Here is a 15,580-nt window from a genome sequence, read left to right as displayed (position 1 = left end):
TGGCAAACCCGTCAGCCAGCTTCCGTTTTGCGCATAAATGCGGTAGTTGCGCGGCGATGAAATCGGCATAGCGCGCCCCTCCGCCGCGCACCAGCAAGGAATTTCAAGTGGTCAAGGTCATCGCCTCCTCCGTCCGCAAGGGCAACGTCCTCGAAGTCGACGGGCACCTCTGCTCGGTGCTGTCGGCCGAGAGCTTCTTCCCCGGCAAGGGCACGCCGACGACGCAGATCGACATGCGCCGCATAGCGGACGGCGTGAAGGTGACGCAGCGCTACAAGACGACCGAGCAGGTCGAGCGCGCCTATGTCGAGGATCGCGACTTCACCTATCTCTACCAGGACGGCGAGCAGTACGTCTTCATGAACCCCGAGACCTATGACCAGCTGCCGGTCGACGGCGATGTGGTCGGCGATCTCGCCGCCTATCTCCAGGAAGGCATGAAGGTCACCCTCTCGGTGTTCGACGACCGGGCGGTCGCGATCGAGCTGCCGCAGCGCGTCACGCTCGAGGTGGTCGAGACCGAGCCTGTGACCAAGGGCCAGACGGCCTCCTCCTCCTACAAGCCGGCGATCCTGTCGAACGGCGTGCGCTCGGCCGTGCCGCCGCATGTCGGCGTCGGCACCCGCATCGTGGTGATGACCGCCGACGGCTCCTATGTCGAGCGCGCGAAGGATTGATCGCGCTTCGGCGCCCCGTGTGACGGCGCATGCGCTATAGAATGAGGCAGCGGGCCCTTTCCGGGCCCGTTTCCATTTCTGGAGCCCAATCATGCCGCTATCCGCTCACGCCGCCGCCTTCGCCGGCTTCGTCCAGACCCTGAAGGCGCTCGACGCCATCCTCGACAAGGCGCAGGCCGAGGCGGAAACGCGCAAGATCCAGCCGGAGGTGCTGCTGTCGAGCCGGCTCGCGCCCGACATGCTCCCCTTCACCCGACAGATCCAGCTGATGTCTGATTTCGCCAAGAATGCCGCGGCCCGCCTCGCCGGGGGGGATAATCCGCGCTTCCCCGACGAGGAAAAGACCTTCCAGGAACTCAAGGCGCGGATCGCCCGGACACTCGACTTCGTCGCCTCGGTCGACAGGGCGGCGCTCGATGCCGGGCTGGAGCGGGACGTCACCTTCCCGCGCGGCCAGTCCGCCACCGTGACGATGAAGGGCGCGGATTATCTCACCCGCTTCGCTGTGCCGAACTTCTATTTCCACGCCACCACAGCCTACGCGATCCTGCGCGAGAACTGCTTCTCGATCGGCAAGCAGGATTTCCTCAAGGGCGTGTTCGACGCCTGAGCCACGCTGCACTCCCGCGAGCATGGGACCTGACAACCGTCGTCATGCTCGCCCTCGTGGCGAGCATCCACGTCTCGAACACCGCGCTCGTCACGGGAAGACGCGGATGGTCGGGACAAGCCCGATCATGACGGCAAGCGGCTCGCCCGAACTTCGACGAGACCGTGTCTCCGTCACTCCGTGACGCTACTGGATGCAGCGGCCAGCCTCACAGATAGGGCGAGCAGAGCCAGAGCAGGCGGTCGAGCAGGCGGATCGGAAAAGGGCGGGCCCGGAGCTCCGCCAGGGTGACCGGGCGCGCCGAGGCAATCACCCCGTCAATGCGGGCCTCGATGCTGCGGGCGAAATCCTCGTCCAGCACTTCCAGGTCGATCTCGAAATTCAGGCGTAGCGAGCGCGGATCGAGATTGGACGAGCCGACATAGGCCCAGGTGCCGTCGATGGCGAGCAGCTTGGAATGGTCGAATGCCCCGGTGGCGCGCCAGACCCGGCAGCCATCCTTCAGCACCTGGTCGAACTGCGCCTGCATGGCGCGGTCGACGAGGACGAGATTGTTAACCTCGGGCACGACGATGTCGATCGTTACCCCGCGGCGGGCGGCGGTGACGAGCGCGCTGATCAGCTCGCGATCCGGCAGGAAATAGGGCGACATGATCCGGATCGAATCGCGCGCCACCGAGAAGGCCCCGATCAGCAGCCGGTGATTGGTCTCGAGGCTGGAATCCGGCCCCGAGGCGACGGCGCGCATCACCACGCCGCCTTCGCCGGGTGGAGGCTGCGGCGCGACCGACCAGGCGGCATCGTCCAGATCCTCGCCCGAGGCGAAGCGCCAGTCCTCGGCGGCTACCGCGAGCAGGTCCTCGACCACCGGTCCGGCGATACGGAAATGCGTGTCGCGTGCCGTCGCGTCCCCGGCGAATTCGCGGGTGAAGCCCTGCCTGATGTTCATGCCGCCGGCGAAGGCAACCTCCCCATCGACGATCAGGAGCTTGCGGTGCGTGCGCAGGTTCGCATAGGGCAGCCGCAATCCCATGATGATGTTGCCATTGAAGACGTCGACCGGGACCCCGCCCTTCTGCAGGTAGCCGACGATGCTCGGCACCGAATAGCGCGCGCCGACCGCATCGATCAGCACCCGCACCGCAACGCCGCGCCCGAGCGCCGCGATCAGCGCGTCGGCGATACGCAGGCCTATCGGGTCGCGGTCGAAAATGTAGGTCTCGAGGATGATCGCGCGGCGGGCGCCGGCGATCGCCTCCGCCATCGCGGCATAGGCCTCGTCGCCGGTCCGCAAGGTCGAGATCGCATTGCCGCTCTTGAGGGGGCGGCGCGCGACCTTGTCGCCGAGCGTCTTCAGCGCGGCGAAGCGCCGGCCGAAATCACGCGCCACCGCTTCGTCGGGAATCGCGGCGGATTCGCCCGCCGTGCCGACCCCAGGCTCCTGCTTGCGCTGCGAGACAAGGGAGGCGCGGCGCATGCGGTTGACGCCGGCGACCGCATAGATCAGTGCGCCAAGGAAAGGGGAGAGCAGGATGACGCCGACCCAGCCGATGGCAGCGCGCACCTCGTCCTTGGTCAGCGCGGCGTGGCTGGCGGCGACCGCCGTGATCGCAAGCGACAGGGCGGCCAGGATATGCGGCCAGTAGCCGTAGAGAATCTCCCACATGGCCGCGACTATCGCACGGCCCGCAGCCCCGGCAATGGCGCCGGCTCAGACTTGCCGGCTTACCCCTTGCGCAAGGGCAGGAGCATACCCATATCGGGATCACGGCGATGTCGAGGGCGTTCCACGGCCCTCCAGCGCCGTTGAAGACGGCCATGAATTTGGACCGGTGACGCCGGATGTACGCGCACAGGTTCGGGACATGGCCGTTGGCCAATCAGAGACCCGCTGCGAGCGCTCGCGGCGGGTCTTTTCTTGTCAGCCCTGCAGAAACGGATTGGTCTGGCGTTCCTCGCCCAGCGTGCTCGCCGGGCCATGGCCGGGCAGGAATTGCACATCGTCGCCGAGCGGCAGGAGCTTGCCCTTGATGCCGGCGATCAGGTCGCTGTGGCTGCCATAAGGGAAATCCGTGCGGCCGACAGAACCGGCGAAGACGGTATCGCCGGCGAGCAGGAAACGCAGCTCCTTCTGGAAGAAGGTGACATGGCCCGGTGTGTGGCCCGGCACGTGCTGGACGGAGAATGTGACGTCGCCGACCGAGACGCTGTCCCCTTCCGCGAGCCAGCGCGTCGGCGTCACGGCCTTCATGTCGCGGATCTCGAAGCGCAGGCCTTGTTCGGGCAGCGCGTCGAGCAGGAACTTGTCAGCCTCGTGCGGGCCGATGATCGGCAGGGACAGCGCCTCGGCGAGCTCGGCCGCACCGCCGGCATGGTCGAGATGGCCATGGGTCAGCCAGATCGCGACTGGTTTGACGCCGGTTTCCTTCAGAGCCGCCTGGATGCGCGCGACATCGCCGCCGGGATCGACGACCGCGGCCTCCCTGGTCTTCGTGCACCAGATCAGCGAGCAGTTCTGCTGGAACGGCGTCACCGGGATTACGGCGACGCTGAGCGGGGGCTGCGCTTGGTCGGTCATGACGACGCCTTTCGCTGAAATGGGCGGAGCTTGGTGAGAGAAACCGACCGGTGCGGGCTAGCGCTTGCCGCAGCGATTGGCGAGCAGCACCCGGTAGTCGGAGAGCGACTCGTCCATCTGCGCGACGTTCTGCTCGCGCTCCCGCCCGCTCTGGCAGGTCGCAAAGACCGAGCGGGCCTTCTGCATGAAGGCGACATGCTCGCGCCAGGCTGCGCATTGCGTCGCCTGGTCGGCATTGGCGACCTGCTGCATCTTGTACTGCCGCTGGCGCATGCCAGCCTCGTTCTGGAACAGGTCGCGCGTGCAGGTCGCCGGAACGGGACGCGGCTGTGCCAACGCGAAGGTCGGAACCAGGGTCAGCAGGACGGCGGCGGCGGCACGAACGATCATCCGAGGTTCAGCTCCTTGAAGAAGTCGTTGCCCTTGTCGTCGATGACGATGAAGGCCGGGAAATCCTCGACCTCGATCTTCCAGACTGCCTCCATGCCGAGCTCCGGATATTCCAGAACCTCGACCTTCTTGATGCAGTCCTGGGCGAGGCGCGCCGCCGGGCCGCCGATCGAGCCGAGATAGAAGCCGCCATGGCGGGCGCAGGCCTCGCGCACCGCCGAGGAGCGGTTGCCCTTGGCGAGCATCACCATCGAACCGCCGAAGGACTGGAACTGGTCGACGAAGGAATCCATGCGGCCGGCCGTGGTCGGGCCGAAGGAGCCCGAGGCCATGCCGTCCGGCGTCTTGGCCGGGCCGGCATAATAGACTGGGTGATTCTTGAAATAGTCAGGCATGCCCTGCCCGCTCTCCAGCCGCTCGCGGATCTTGGCATGGGCGAGGTCGCGGGCAACGACGATAGTCCCGGTCAGCGAAAGCCGGGTCTTGACCGGGTGCCTGGTCAGCGTCGCCAGGATCTCGCTCATCGGCTGGTTGAGGTCGACCTTGACGACCTCGCCGCCAAGCGAGGCGTCCTCGATCTCCGGCAGGTACTTCGACGGATCGGTTTCCAGCGCCTCGAGGAAGATGCCGTCGCGGGTGATCTTGCCCTTGGCCTGACGGTCGGCCGAGCAGGAGACGCCGAGCCCGATCGGCAGCGAGGCGCCATGGCGCGGCAGGCGGATGACGCGCACGTCATGGCAGAAATACTTGCCGCCGAACTGGGCACCGACGCCGAGCGACTGGGTCAGCTTGTGGATTTCCTCTTCCATCTCGATGTCGCGGAAGGCGTGACCGGAGGGCGATCCCTTGGTCGGCAGGCCGTCGAGATAGCGGGTCGAGGCGAGCTTCACCGTCTTGAGGTTCTGCTCGGCCGAGGTGCCGCCGATGACGATGGCGAGGTGGTAAGGCGGGCAGGCGGCGGTGCCCAGCGTCAGGATCTTCTCCTTCAGGAAGGCGGTCATCCGGTCCTTGGTCAGGAGGGACGGCGTCGCCTGGTAGAGGAAGGTCTTGTTGGCCGAGCCGCCGCCCTTGCAGACGAAGAGGAATTTATAGGCATCCTCGCCCTCGGCGTAGATGTCGATCTGCGCCGGCAGGTTGGTCGCGGTGTTCTTCTCCTCGAACATGGAGAGCGGCGCGAGCTGCGAATAGCGCAGGTTGCGCTTGAAATAGGCATCCGCAACGCCTTCGCCGAGCGCAGCCTCGTCGTCGCCATCGGTCCAGACCTTGCGGCCGCGCTTGCCCATGATGATCGCGGTGCCGGTGTCCTGACACATCGGCAGCACGCCGCCGGCGGCGATGTTGGCGTTCTTCAGCAGGTCGTAGGCGACGAACTTGTCGTTCGAGGTCGCCTCAGGGTCGTCGAGGATCTTCTGGAGCTGGGCGAGATGGCCCGGACGCAGCAGATGGTTGATGTCGATGAAGGCCTGCTCAGAGAGCCGGCGGATCGCCTCGCGCGAGACCGTCAGGAGTTCGCGATCACCGATTTTCTCGACCGTGACGCCCTCCGTGCCGAGCGAGCGGTAAGGGGTCTTGTCCTCGCCGAGGGGGAAGAGATCGACATGGGTATAGGCCATCGGGCGGCACTCCGGCATTTCGGCGGCGCCTTGCGCGGAGGGCGCGGCGCCTTGGCGTTGCGCCGCGTCATAACCCTTCGGCCCGAGGGCTCCAAGCCCTAGACTGAAACCTTTCCAGTCAGGGCGCCCTTCCGATCAGGCTGCCTTGGCGGCCGTCTCCGCCAGGATGGCGTAGATCGCCGCCGGATCATGCGCATGGCGCACCTGGTCCAGCACGGCCTGATTGCGCAGCACGCGCGCGACGCGCGCCAGCGCCTTGAGATGGTCGGCCCCCGCCCCTTCCGGCGCGATCAGCACGAAGATGATGTCGACGGGCTGGCCATCCAGCGCCTCGAAATCGAGCGCCTTCTCTGCCCGCGCGAACAGGCCGACAAGCTTGTCGATGCCGGGCATTCGGCCGTGGGGGATGGCGATGCCGTCGCCGATCCCGGTGGAGCCGAGGCGCTCGCGCTGCAGCAGCGCCTCGAAGAGTTCACGCTCGGGCAGGCCGGTGAGCAAAGCCGCGTGCTGGGCCAGTTCCTGAAGCGCCTGCTTCTTGCTGTTGGCGCGCAGCGGCGAAATCACCGCCTCGGGCCGGAGGAGATCGGTCAGCGTCATAGGCCAATCCATGCATGTCCCGTGCCTGCCGGTCCGGTCCCTGCCGGAAGGCCCGGCAGGCGCCCAGATTCGTCAGCGGCGGAACCTCAAGAGAGAGAAGCCGGCGGATCGATCCAGCCGATATTGCCGTCGCGGCGGCGGTATACGACGTTCATGCGGCCATTGCCAGCGTGGCGGAAGATGACGACGGGCGCGCCGGTCATGTCGAGCTCGGCAACCGCGTCGCTGACCGTCATCTGATGCAGGGATTTGGTCGTTTCGGCCACGATGACCGGGTTTTCGCCGACATGCTCGGCGTCATGCTCCTCGATATCCTGGTCGGGAGCCGCGATCACATAGCTGGGGATTTCGAGGCCGGCTTCGCGCCCGTTCATCGCCGCGGAGCGATCCTTCAGCCGCCGCTTGTAGCGACGCAGGCGCTTTTCGATGCGCTCGGCCATCTTGTCGAGGCTGGCATAGGCGTCATGCGCCACTGCCGAAGCTTCGAGCGTGATGCCGGAGGAGAGGTGCAGGACGCCGTCCGTCTTGAAGGCGGTCCCGTCCTTGCCGACGGTGACGTGCCCCTGATAACCGCCTTCGTAATACTTGCTCAGGGCTGCCGCCACGCGCGCTTCGGCCTGACCCCGCAGGGCCTCGCCGACATCGAGATTCTTGCCGGAGATTCGCAAGCTCATGGAGTGCTTCCCCTTCTTGTCGCCATGGCCAGTAGTCGACCATCTACTGGAGGTAAGAACGGGGTCACCGGCTTGTCAATGAGCCCGAAGGCGGGTGCCTCGAAGGGGCTGCTCTCAACGGGACGCATGCCGCAGGGGCAACTCGACCGGCCGGAGCAGATCGCAGGACAGGCCCCGCGGCCTCTTCACCGGGGCATGCGCGGCATGTGTCGCGGGCGGGTTCAGCGCCCCCCGCCGGCCATGGCGAGCTTCTCCCGCCGGCGCTCCATCGAGGACGGGATGCGCAGCGATTCCCGGTACTTCGCCACGGTCCGCCGGGCGATGTCGATGCCGTTCGTCTTCAGCTTCGTGACGATCGCATCATCCGACAGAATCTCCGCCGGGCTCTCCTCGTCGATCATCTGCTTGATCCGGTAGCGCACCGCCTCGGCCGAATGGGCCTCGCCATAGCCGGTCGCGGCGATCGCGGCCGAGAAGAAATACTTCATCTCGAAGACGCCGCGCGGGCAGGTCAGGTACTTGTTGGACGTAACGCGCGAGACCGTCGATTCGTGCATGCCGATCGCGTCCGCGACGGTCTTGAGGTTCAGCGGGCGCAGATGCTCGACGCCATGGGCAAAGAAGCCGTCCTGCTGGCGCACGATCTCGCTGGCAACCTTGAGGATGGTACGGGCACGCTGTTCGAGCGAACGGGTCAGCCAGTTTGCGGTTTGCAGGCACTCGGCGATGAAAGCCTTGTCCTCGTCGTTGCGCGCGGCCCGTGAAACGCGGGCGTGATAGGTCTGGTTGACGAGCACGCGCGGCAGCGTGTCGGGGTTGAGATCCACCAGCCAGGAGCCATCCGGCGCGGGGCGGATGAAAACGTCCGGCACCACCGTCTCGGCGGCCGAACCGCCGAAGGCGCGGCCGGGCTTGGGATCGAGGCGCCGGATCTCGGCGACCATGTCGGCGATGTCCTCGTCGTCCACGCCGCAGATGCGCTTCAGCGCGGTATAGTCGCGCTTCGCGACCAGCGGCAGATTGGCGAGCAGAGCCTGCATGGCCGGGTCGTAGCGATCCCGGTCGCGCAACTGGATGGCCAGGCACTCACTGACGTCGCGCGCCGCAACGCCGCTGGGATCGAAGCCCTGGACGATGCGCAGGACCTGCTCGACCCTGGCCTCGTCGACACCCAGCCGCATGGCGATGTCGGCCAGCGGCTCGGCGAGGTAGCCGGCATCGTCGACCCCGTCGATGATGTGCCGGCCGATCAGCCGCTCGGCCGGCGAGGCGACCGCCAGATCGAGCTGAGCGGCGAGATGGTCATGCAGAGAAAGCTCGGCGGTCAGGCTGCTCTCGAACCCCTCGGGCCCATCTTCGAACGAGCCGCCACTGCCGCCATAAGCCCCGCCGGTGATCGGCAGGCTGTCGGCGCCACGCGTATCGAGCCGAGCGATCTGTGGCTGCTCGTTCTGGAAGACGTTCTCGAGCCCGGTGCCAAGCCGCCCTTCCATGCCCTCCTGCGTGTTGAGGCTCTCGGCGCGCTCATAGCTCGCCTGATCGGCCGCATGCGCGCCCTCGCTGCCGCCATTGGCCAGCGGCGCCTCGCCGGCCTCGTCATTACGCTCCAGCAGCGGGTTGCGCTCGAGCTCGCCCTCGACGAAATTCTGGAGTTCGAGATGGGAGAGCTGGAGGAGCTTGATCGCCTGCAAAAGCTGCGGCGTCATCACCAGGGACTGCCCCTGGCGCAGCTCCATACGCGGCATCATCGCCATAGACGATCCGGCCCCTTTCCTCCGCGCCACCTCGGCACGCTTCTTGCCTGTGAGGAAAGCCTAGACTCGGGCCGCAGCGGCGTCAAAGCCCTTGCATGCGCGAGGAGAGAGATTTTGTCGCGCCGCAGCATCGACCGCCGGCCCTGGCCGGCCGATCCGCTCAGAGGCGGAAATCCTCGCCGAGATAGACGCGCCGGACGTCGGCATTGGCGATGATCTCGGCCGGCGAGCCCTCGGTCAGCACGCGGCCGGAATGGATGATGTAGGCGCGATCGACCAGTCCGAGCGTCTCGCGGACATTATGGTCGGTGATCAGCACGCCGATCCCGCGATCGGTCAGCTGCCGGACGAGCTCCTGGATATCGCCGACGGCGATCGGGTCGATGCCCGCGAAGGGCTCGTCGAGCAGGATGAAGGACGGACGACCGGCCAGCGCACGGGCAATCTCGCAGCGGCGGCGCTCGCCGCCCGAGAGCGCGATCGAAGGCGCCTTGCGCAGGCGGGTGATGTTGAATTCGTCGAGCAGCTTGTCGAGCTCGCGCTCACGCTTCTTGCGGTTCGGCTCGACGACCTCGAGCACCGCCCGGATGTTGTCCTCGACCGAGAGGCCACGAAAGATCGAGGCCTCCTGCGGGAGATAGCCGATGCCGAGCCGGGCGCGCTGGTACATCGGCAGGTTGGTGATGTCGTTCCCTTCGAGCGAGATCACGCCCATATCGGCCCCGACCAGGCCGGTGATCATGTAGAAGATCGTGGTCTTGCCGGCGCCGTTCGGCCCGAGCAGGCCGACGGCCTCGCCGTTACGCACGTAGAGCGAAGCCTCGCTCACGACATTGCGGGCGCCATAACTCTTGCGCAGGCCGCTGACGGCAAGGATGCCGGGGCCGCCGATGGAGGAGGCGACCGGTTCCGATCCTGCGAACTGTTCGGTAGCCTGGGCCTCGCCCTTCCGGCCGAACAGCCGGCCGAGGCGCGACAGCATTCCACCGCCAGCGAGCGACGCAGCGGCGGCTGCCGAGGATTGCGAGCGCTGCGGCCTTGTGGCGGTTTCGGCGGGCGATGGCGGGGAGATCGTCACGGGAAAGGGCGCAACCTGCTGGTTTTCGGCACGGCGTGAGCTCTGGTATTCGAGGCGTTCCAAACTGGCAACGCCTTCGTCACCCAGACGTACCGAGCGATGGGGTCAGTTCGTCGGCGTCGCGGGCTTTCCCGCTCCACCCGGCTTCTCCTTGCCGGCCTCGGCCGAATTGGGCACGAAAAAGCCCTGCACGCGACCGCCCGGCTTGGTGTCGACATTGGCGATGCCGGTCTGCGTGTCATAGACGAGGCGCTCGCCACGGGTGATGTTGGGGCCGTCGTTCAACGCGACATTGCCGGTCATGATCACCTTGTTGTTGGCGCGGTCGAAGACGGCGTTGTCGGAAGTCGCTGCCTGGGTCTTCGAGACGACGGTGACGGGCCCGGCGCATTCGATGCGCTTGATCGCGCCATCGTTCGACGATGGCGCCCCGCCGGCTGCCGCCGGCGCAGGAGCCGCCTCCGGCGCCGCGCGCTTGCCGGCGCCGTTCTGGCCGCGCCCCTCATAGAACACGGTCATGGTCGAGCAGCGGACCGTCGTCTCGCCCTGCACTGCGACGACATTGCCGGAGAAGACCGCCTTGTTGTCCTTGTCGAGCACGTCGAGCTTGTCGGCGTCGATCTTGATCGGCTCCTTGCTGTCGCCGCCCATGCCGCCAAAGGGCGAGCCGGGAGCGCCACCGCGCCTTGCCGGCGCCGCCGCAGGCTTGGCGGCCGGCTGCGCCGGCGTCGCGCCGGACCTGGACGGCGCCTGCTGCTGAGCCAGCGCCGCCGCCGAAGGCAGCCAGAAAAGTGCGGATACGGCTGCGAAGAGGAGGGTTGTAGGTTTCATCGCCGACCTGTCATTCGCTTGGCTTCACTGTCTCGAGCCGATTTCAACGCTGCGGCGGCGGTGCCGCCTCGCCTTGCGCGTCCGCAGCGGGCCGCAGCAGGCCCGGATTGGGCGTGCTGCCCTGACGCTCCGGCCCGGCAAGGCTGTTGGCCGGCGCATTCTCGATCACGACACGCACGCGGCCCTCGAACACGATCAGGGCGCCGTTATCCTTAACATCGAGTGTATCGGCATTGACCGTGGTCGTGCCAAGATTAACCGTGACCGGCTCGCGCGACACGACCGTTCCGGCCTTGAAATCGACATCGGCCGTTCGCATCCGCACATCATAGCCCGATTCCGTCCGGATCTTGACGTCGTCGACCAGCTTCAGCTTTTCCTTCTGCTGGTCGAAAAGGCCGCTGAGGGCATTGACGGTGACCCAGCCTTCCTCGGATTTCATTTGGACCCGGGCCGTCATCTTCACCAGTTCGATCTGCGTGGGATTGCGGATGTCCTGCAGCGCGGACTCGGCGGTGACCACGTAGGGGCTGTTGTCCTTGCGATAGCCGGCGAGCTTGGGCGCCTCCATCACGACCTTGCCGCCGGACAGGCCGATCGAGCCCAGCGAGAGATTGCCGGCCTCGCGCAGCGGGTTAAGGAATGGCGTGACGATCAGCCCCAGTACGGCCACGACCGCGCCGACCGGAATTGCGCGCCGCAGCAGCCGCACCACGCCGGAGTGGCGGCGCGCGGCCTTGAACGCGGCCTGCCGCGCCCGCGCCTGCTTCACCGCCGATCCCGCGATGTCAGGAGATGTCATTGCCAAGGTCATGTCCCGCCCAATGCCAGCCGCCCACGGCTTTTTCATGTCGGCGATTGCGCAGTTGCGAAATCGCCATACCGACCGCTCGACGATGACCTAGCTGGAATACAACAACTTTACGTATGTGCGAAGATGTCGGTCTCAGGCCAGCCGGCGAGATCGAGCTCCGCCCGAGTCGGCAGGAAGTCGAAGCAGGCCTGGGCCAGATGAGTCCTCTCCTCGCGGGCCAGCATCACGTCGAGGCGCAGCTTCAATGCATGAAGATGCAGAACATCGGCCGCAGCGTAGCTGAGCTGGGATTCCGACAGGGTCTCGGCGCCCCAATCCGAAGATTGCTGCTGCTTCGACAGGTCGATGCCGAGCAGCTCCCGGACCAGATCCTTCAGCCCGTGCCGGTCCGTATAGGTTCGCACCAGCTTGGAGGCGATCTTGGTGCAGTAGACCGGCGCGGTGACGACGCCGAAGGCCTTTTGCAGCGCCGCAATGTCGAAGCGGGCGAAATGGAGCAGCTTCAGCACGCCGGGATCGGCGAGGATGCGGCAGAGATTGGCGGGCGCCGGCGCATCCTTGGGAATCTGGACGACATCGGCCGAGCCATCGCCCCGCGAGAGCTGCACGACGCAGAGCCGGTCGCGCTGCGGATTGAGACCGAGCGTCTCTGTGTCGATCGCCAGGATCGGCCCGGGCTGGAAATCGGCCGGCAGGTCGCCGCGATGCAGATGAATGGTCATGGCTCTGACTCAACCCTTGCAAACACTTGCCGCGGGCCGGGCCGGCGGACGTCCCTGCCAGCTACCGAGCCCACCGCCGCGGCACAAGCCTTTTCTCGCTCCAACCGCCGCGGGAAAATTAACCTTCTGTTCACCATATCCTTCATCTCAAGGCCTAGGCGTGCGAGGGTGCCGGATCGGAGCCCGACGCATGACCCTCATTCGCCTGTTCACCGATCTCGATGGCCGCATAGGCCTGCGCCAGTTCTGGCTCGGCAGCATAGCGCTCGCGCTCTGCCTGCTGGCTGTGCAATGGGCTGCGCCCCACCTCGTGGAAAGGCCGACGGCAATCGGCATCGTCGCCTTCAGCAAAGCCTTCGCGCTCTTTCCCTGGGCCGCCCTTGCGGCAAAGCGCGCCACCGACCGCGGCGGCTCGGCACTGTTCGGCATCTTCCTGGTCTGCGCCATCGTGCTGCCGACCGAGCTGCGGCCGTATCTCGGCTATGCTTGGCGTCCTTCGTTCGAGGCGATCTCGACCATTGCCTGGCTGATCGCCCTGGTCGATCTCGGACTGATGCCGGGCGTCGAGCCCGGCAGGGCGCTTGCAGCGCAGGAGGCTGCTGCTAAACGGGCGTCATGAGCCAGAGCACGACGCACACCCTCGCCTTCGACGCCACCGATCCCGTCGCCCTGACGCAGGCCCTGATACGCTGCCCCTCGGTGACGCCCGCCGAAGCCGGCGCCCTCGCCTTGCTCGAAACCGTGCTCGCGGCCGAGGGCTTCTCCGTCCAGAGGCCTGTATTCTCCGAGCCCGGCATGCCTGACATCGAGAACCTCTATGCCCGAATCGGCAACGAGGCGCCGGTGCTGGTCATCGCCGGCCACAGCGACGTCGTGCCGCCCGGCGATCTTACCAGCTGGACGCATGAGCCGTTCGCGGCCGAGATCGTCGACGGCACGCTCTATGGCCGCGGCGCCTGCGACATGAAGGGCGGCCTCGCCTCGATGGTCGCTGCGGTTATCCGCTATCGCCGCGACAACCCGCAGGCTCCCGGATCGATCGCTTTTCTCGTCACCGGCGACGAGGAAGGTCCGGCCGTCAACGGCACGGTCAAGCTGCTGGAATGGGTGAAGGCGCGCGGTGAGCGCTTCGACCATTGCCTGCTCGGCGAGCCGACCAATCCGGCGACGATGAGCGACATGCTCAAGATCGGCCGGCGCGGCTCGCTGACCGGCAAGCTCACCGTCCATGGCATCCAGGGCCATGTCGGCTATCCGCATCTGGCGCAGAACCCGATCCGCGGCATGGTCCGGCTGCTCGCCGGGCTGGATGCGACGCCGCTAGACGCCGGCACCGAGCATTTCGACCCGAGCAATCTCGAGCTGACGACGCTCGATGTCGGCAACCCCGCGACCAACGTCATCCCGGCGCAGGCACGCGCCGTGTTCAACATCCGCTTCAACGATCTCTGGACGCCCGAGTCGCTCGCCGGCGAGATCGAACGTCGGCTGCGCGAGGCGGCCGGCAACACGGTGCGCTACGAGATCGTTTTCGAGCCGACCAACGCGGTCGCCTTCCTGACGCAGCCCGGCCCCTTCGTCGCCATGGTGGCCGACGCGGTCGAAGCCGAGACCGGCAAGCGCCCGGCGCTCTCGACCACCGGCGGCACCTCGGATGCGCGCTTCATCAAGAACTATTGCCCGGTCGTCGAATACGGCGTGGTCGGCCAGACCATGCACCAGATCGACGAACGCGTTTCCCTTGCCGACCTGCGGGCGCTGGAGCGCATCACTCACCGGCTCCTGACGGCCTATTTCGCCGCAGCTTCGGCGGCTTGACGGAACCTTTCGGGCCGGACATGCTTTAGACGAAAGTCTAATGCTGTCGAGCCCGGAGGGTCTGGCCATGAGGCTTGGTGCCGACGATGTGACACGCTCTCTGCGAGCTTCATGGCGTCTGCTTTCGGCGGATTCCAGGACCCTGCCCGACTTCGATCTTTCCCGCGACGGCTTCTGGCGCTCTTATCTGGCGCTGGTGCTGACCGTGCCCGCGATCATTCCGGTACTGGCCGCCGAGCGCGTGCTGGCCGGGCTGCCCAATGCGGCCGGCCTGTTTGATGCCCCTGTCCTGCTGGCCTCGGTGATCGCGGCCCAGCTTCTGGCAGTCATCACCGTGCCGGCCCTGCTGGTCATGCTGGCGCCGGGGCTCTGGCAATGCCCGCGCTTCACCGGCTTCATCATCGCCTGGAACTGGTCGAGCATTCTTTCGGCCGGGCTGATCGCGGTGCCGGCGGCGGTGTTCGCGCTCGGCTGGTCGAATGGCGGTATCGCGGTGATCCAGGCGCTTGCTTTCGGCGTGATCATCCTGCGGCTGCGCTATTGCGTGGCCCGCGCGACCTTCGGCTCCGAAACAGGCATCGCCGGAGCAATCGCCTGCGCCAGCCTCCTCGCCGACTACGCGATCATCCGGACCTTCGGGCTTGCCGGCTTCTAGCTCTCTGGCTGGGCTCTAGATCTGCGTGACCGGCATCAGGGTGACGCCGTAATAGAGCGCTTTGCCCCTGGTGGTGAGCGATTCCGAGACGGGGCCGATCTCGAAGCCGGCCTTGGTCAGCTCGGTCAACGCCTTGGCCTTGACCGCAGCCGACGCTGACGCGTCGAAGTTGATCTTCAGCTCGATCGTCGCCTCGAGGACTTTCACCACCTGATGGGCATTGCCCTGCCCGATATTGGTGCGGACTGTTTCGCGGCAGACCGGCCTGAGAAGTGCACGAATCTCGGCCAGTTCATCGCGTGCATAGGTGTAGATCCTGGCGTCCGCCACCGTCACCACGGCGCTCCTCGCGGCGCGAGCCGTCGCGGAAAGGTTGAAGAGCGTCTTGAGCGCAGGCGCCTCGACGCTGAAGCTCCCACCGATCTGACTGGCAACGTCGCGGCTTTCGGTCTCGCTCGGCGTCGGCTTGAAGCCATAGAGATCGACCGAGTAACGCGCCGTGCAGAGCGTCGCCAGTTGCACCGAGCGGGGGCTCTGGTCGCGCGGGTCGTAATTCTCCTTCGCGACCAGCAGACCCGGCCCGTGCAACGTGCTGGGCGGCACATTTCGCGAGAAGCCGTATTTGACGACGATGCCTTCGAGCTGGCGGTCCTCGCTCTGGCAGGCGGCCAGTGGGAGCCCGGCTAGAAGGCAGAATGCGAGCCGCAATCTCGGTTCCCGACCCATGGCCAACTCCGGCGGGCGTTGACAATGCCTATATACCTAAAGT

General features: G+C 66.4%; 17 protein-coding genes. 5 read left to right on the top strand and 12 right to left on the bottom strand.

All coding sequences use genetic code 11. From position 1 onward, the window contains the following. Window positions 1–107 precede the first annotated feature (107 nt). Together efp and AC1REK_RS00680 are read left to right on the top strand one after the other, a co-directional pair. A complete protein-coding gene (gene efp, locus AC1REK_RS00685) occupies window positions 108–677 on the top strand; it encodes an elongation factor P (protein WP_327521340.1) in 570 nt (189 codons plus the stop codon). Window positions 678–768: 91 nt separating this feature from the next. Then, entirely contained in the window at window positions 769–1,287 is a 519-nt protein-coding gene (locus tag AC1REK_RS00680; protein WP_492267555.1) for a DUF1993 domain-containing protein, read from the top strand. Window positions 1,288–1,495: 208 nt separating this feature from the next. Here AC1REK_RS00680 and AC1REK_RS00675 read toward each other — a convergent pair whose 3' ends face one another. The 11 genes from AC1REK_RS00675 to AC1REK_RS00625 form a co-directional block, all read right to left on the bottom strand. Beyond that, a complete protein-coding gene (locus tag AC1REK_RS00675) occupies window positions 1,496–2,953 on the bottom strand; it encodes a phospholipase D-like domain-containing protein (protein WP_492267556.1) in 1,458 nt (485 codons plus the stop codon). A 255-nt stretch (window positions 2,954–3,208) separates the two neighbouring features. Then, window positions 3,209–3,865 (bottom strand): MBL fold metallo-hydrolase, encoded by a 657-nt coding sequence (locus AC1REK_RS00670; RefSeq protein WP_492267557.1) that lies wholly within the window; start codon window positions 3,863–3,865, stop codon window positions 3,209–3,211. 57 nt (window positions 3,866–3,922) lie between these two features. After that, window positions 3,923–4,255 (bottom strand): hypothetical protein, encoded by a 333-nt coding sequence (locus AC1REK_RS00665; RefSeq protein ID WP_327521344.1) that lies wholly within the window; start codon window positions 4,253–4,255, stop codon window positions 3,923–3,925. Continuing rightward, window positions 4,252–5,868, bottom strand: coding sequence for a fumarate hydratase (locus AC1REK_RS00660; RefSeq protein ID WP_492267558.1), 1,617 nt, complete (start codon window positions 5,866–5,868; stop codon window positions 4,252–4,254). Before AC1REK_RS00660 ends, AC1REK_RS00665 begins: the two co-directional genes overlap by 4 nt. A gap of 135 nt (window positions 5,869–6,003) precedes the next feature. Further along, window positions 6,004–6,465, bottom strand: a complete 462-nt coding sequence (gene ptsN, locus AC1REK_RS00655; protein ID WP_316016573.1) for a PTS IIA-like nitrogen regulatory protein PtsN — start codon at window positions 6,463–6,465, stop codon at window positions 6,004–6,006. A gap of 86 nt (window positions 6,466–6,551) precedes the next feature. Next, window positions 6,552–7,139, bottom strand: a complete 588-nt coding sequence (hpf, locus tag AC1REK_RS00650; RefSeq protein ID WP_316016572.1) for a ribosome hibernation-promoting factor, HPF/YfiA family — start codon at window positions 7,137–7,139, stop codon at window positions 6,552–6,554. 221 nt (window positions 7,140–7,360) lie between these two features. Beyond that, complete coding sequence (gene rpoN / locus AC1REK_RS00645; protein ID WP_492267559.1) at window positions 7,361–8,893, bottom strand: RNA polymerase factor sigma-54; 1,533 nt, start codon at window positions 8,891–8,893, stop codon at window positions 7,361–7,363. A 160-nt stretch (window positions 8,894–9,053) separates the two neighbouring features. Further along, a complete protein-coding gene (lptB, locus tag AC1REK_RS00640; RefSeq protein ID WP_316016570.1) occupies window positions 9,054–9,875 on the bottom strand; it encodes an LPS export ABC transporter ATP-binding protein in 822 nt (273 codons plus the stop codon). A 201-nt stretch (window positions 9,876–10,076) separates the two neighbouring features. Then, entirely contained in the window at window positions 10,077–10,802 is a 726-nt protein-coding gene (locus AC1REK_RS00635; protein WP_316016569.1) for an LptA/OstA family protein, read from the bottom strand. A 43-nt stretch (window positions 10,803–10,845) separates the two neighbouring features. Then, window positions 10,846–11,616, bottom strand: coding sequence for an LPS export ABC transporter periplasmic protein LptC (gene lptC, locus AC1REK_RS00630; protein ID WP_327521348.1), 771 nt, complete (start codon window positions 11,614–11,616; stop codon window positions 10,846–10,848). 107 nt (window positions 11,617–11,723) lie between these two features. After that, window positions 11,724–12,338 carry a ribonuclease D gene (locus tag AC1REK_RS00625; RefSeq protein WP_492267560.1) on the bottom strand — a complete coding sequence of 205 codons (615 nt, stop codon included), beginning with the start codon at window positions 12,336–12,338 and terminating at the stop codon, window positions 11,724–11,726. Between the two features lie 190 nt (window positions 12,339–12,528). Between AC1REK_RS00625 and AC1REK_RS00620 the strand changes: the two genes are divergently transcribed. From AC1REK_RS00620 to AC1REK_RS00610, 3 genes are all read left to right on the top strand, one after another. Continuing rightward, complete coding sequence (locus AC1REK_RS00620) at window positions 12,529–12,957, top strand: DUF805 domain-containing protein (protein WP_492267561.1); 429 nt, start codon at window positions 12,529–12,531, stop codon at window positions 12,955–12,957. Next, window positions 12,954–14,156, top strand: coding sequence for a succinyl-diaminopimelate desuccinylase (dapE, locus tag AC1REK_RS00615; RefSeq protein WP_492267562.1), 1,203 nt, complete (start codon window positions 12,954–12,956; stop codon window positions 14,154–14,156). The genes AC1REK_RS00620 and dapE overlap by 4 nt, the downstream gene beginning before the upstream one ends. 67 nt (window positions 14,157–14,223) lie before the next feature. Further along, entirely contained in the window at window positions 14,224–14,811 is a 588-nt protein-coding gene (locus AC1REK_RS00610; RefSeq protein WP_492267563.1) for a hypothetical protein, read from the top strand. Between the two features lie 15 nt (window positions 14,812–14,826). Here AC1REK_RS00610 and AC1REK_RS00605 read toward each other — a convergent pair whose 3' ends face one another. After that, window positions 14,827–15,537, bottom strand: a complete 711-nt coding sequence (locus AC1REK_RS00605; protein WP_492267564.1) for a hypothetical protein — start codon at window positions 15,535–15,537, stop codon at window positions 14,827–14,829. Window positions 15,538–15,580: the final 43 nt, after the last annotated feature.

The organism is Allobosea sp. GW823-FHT02B03 (genome assembly GCF_058797755.1).
Note: the sequence above shows the minus strand (reverse complement) of the source record. Positions and strands in the feature narration are given on the sequence as shown.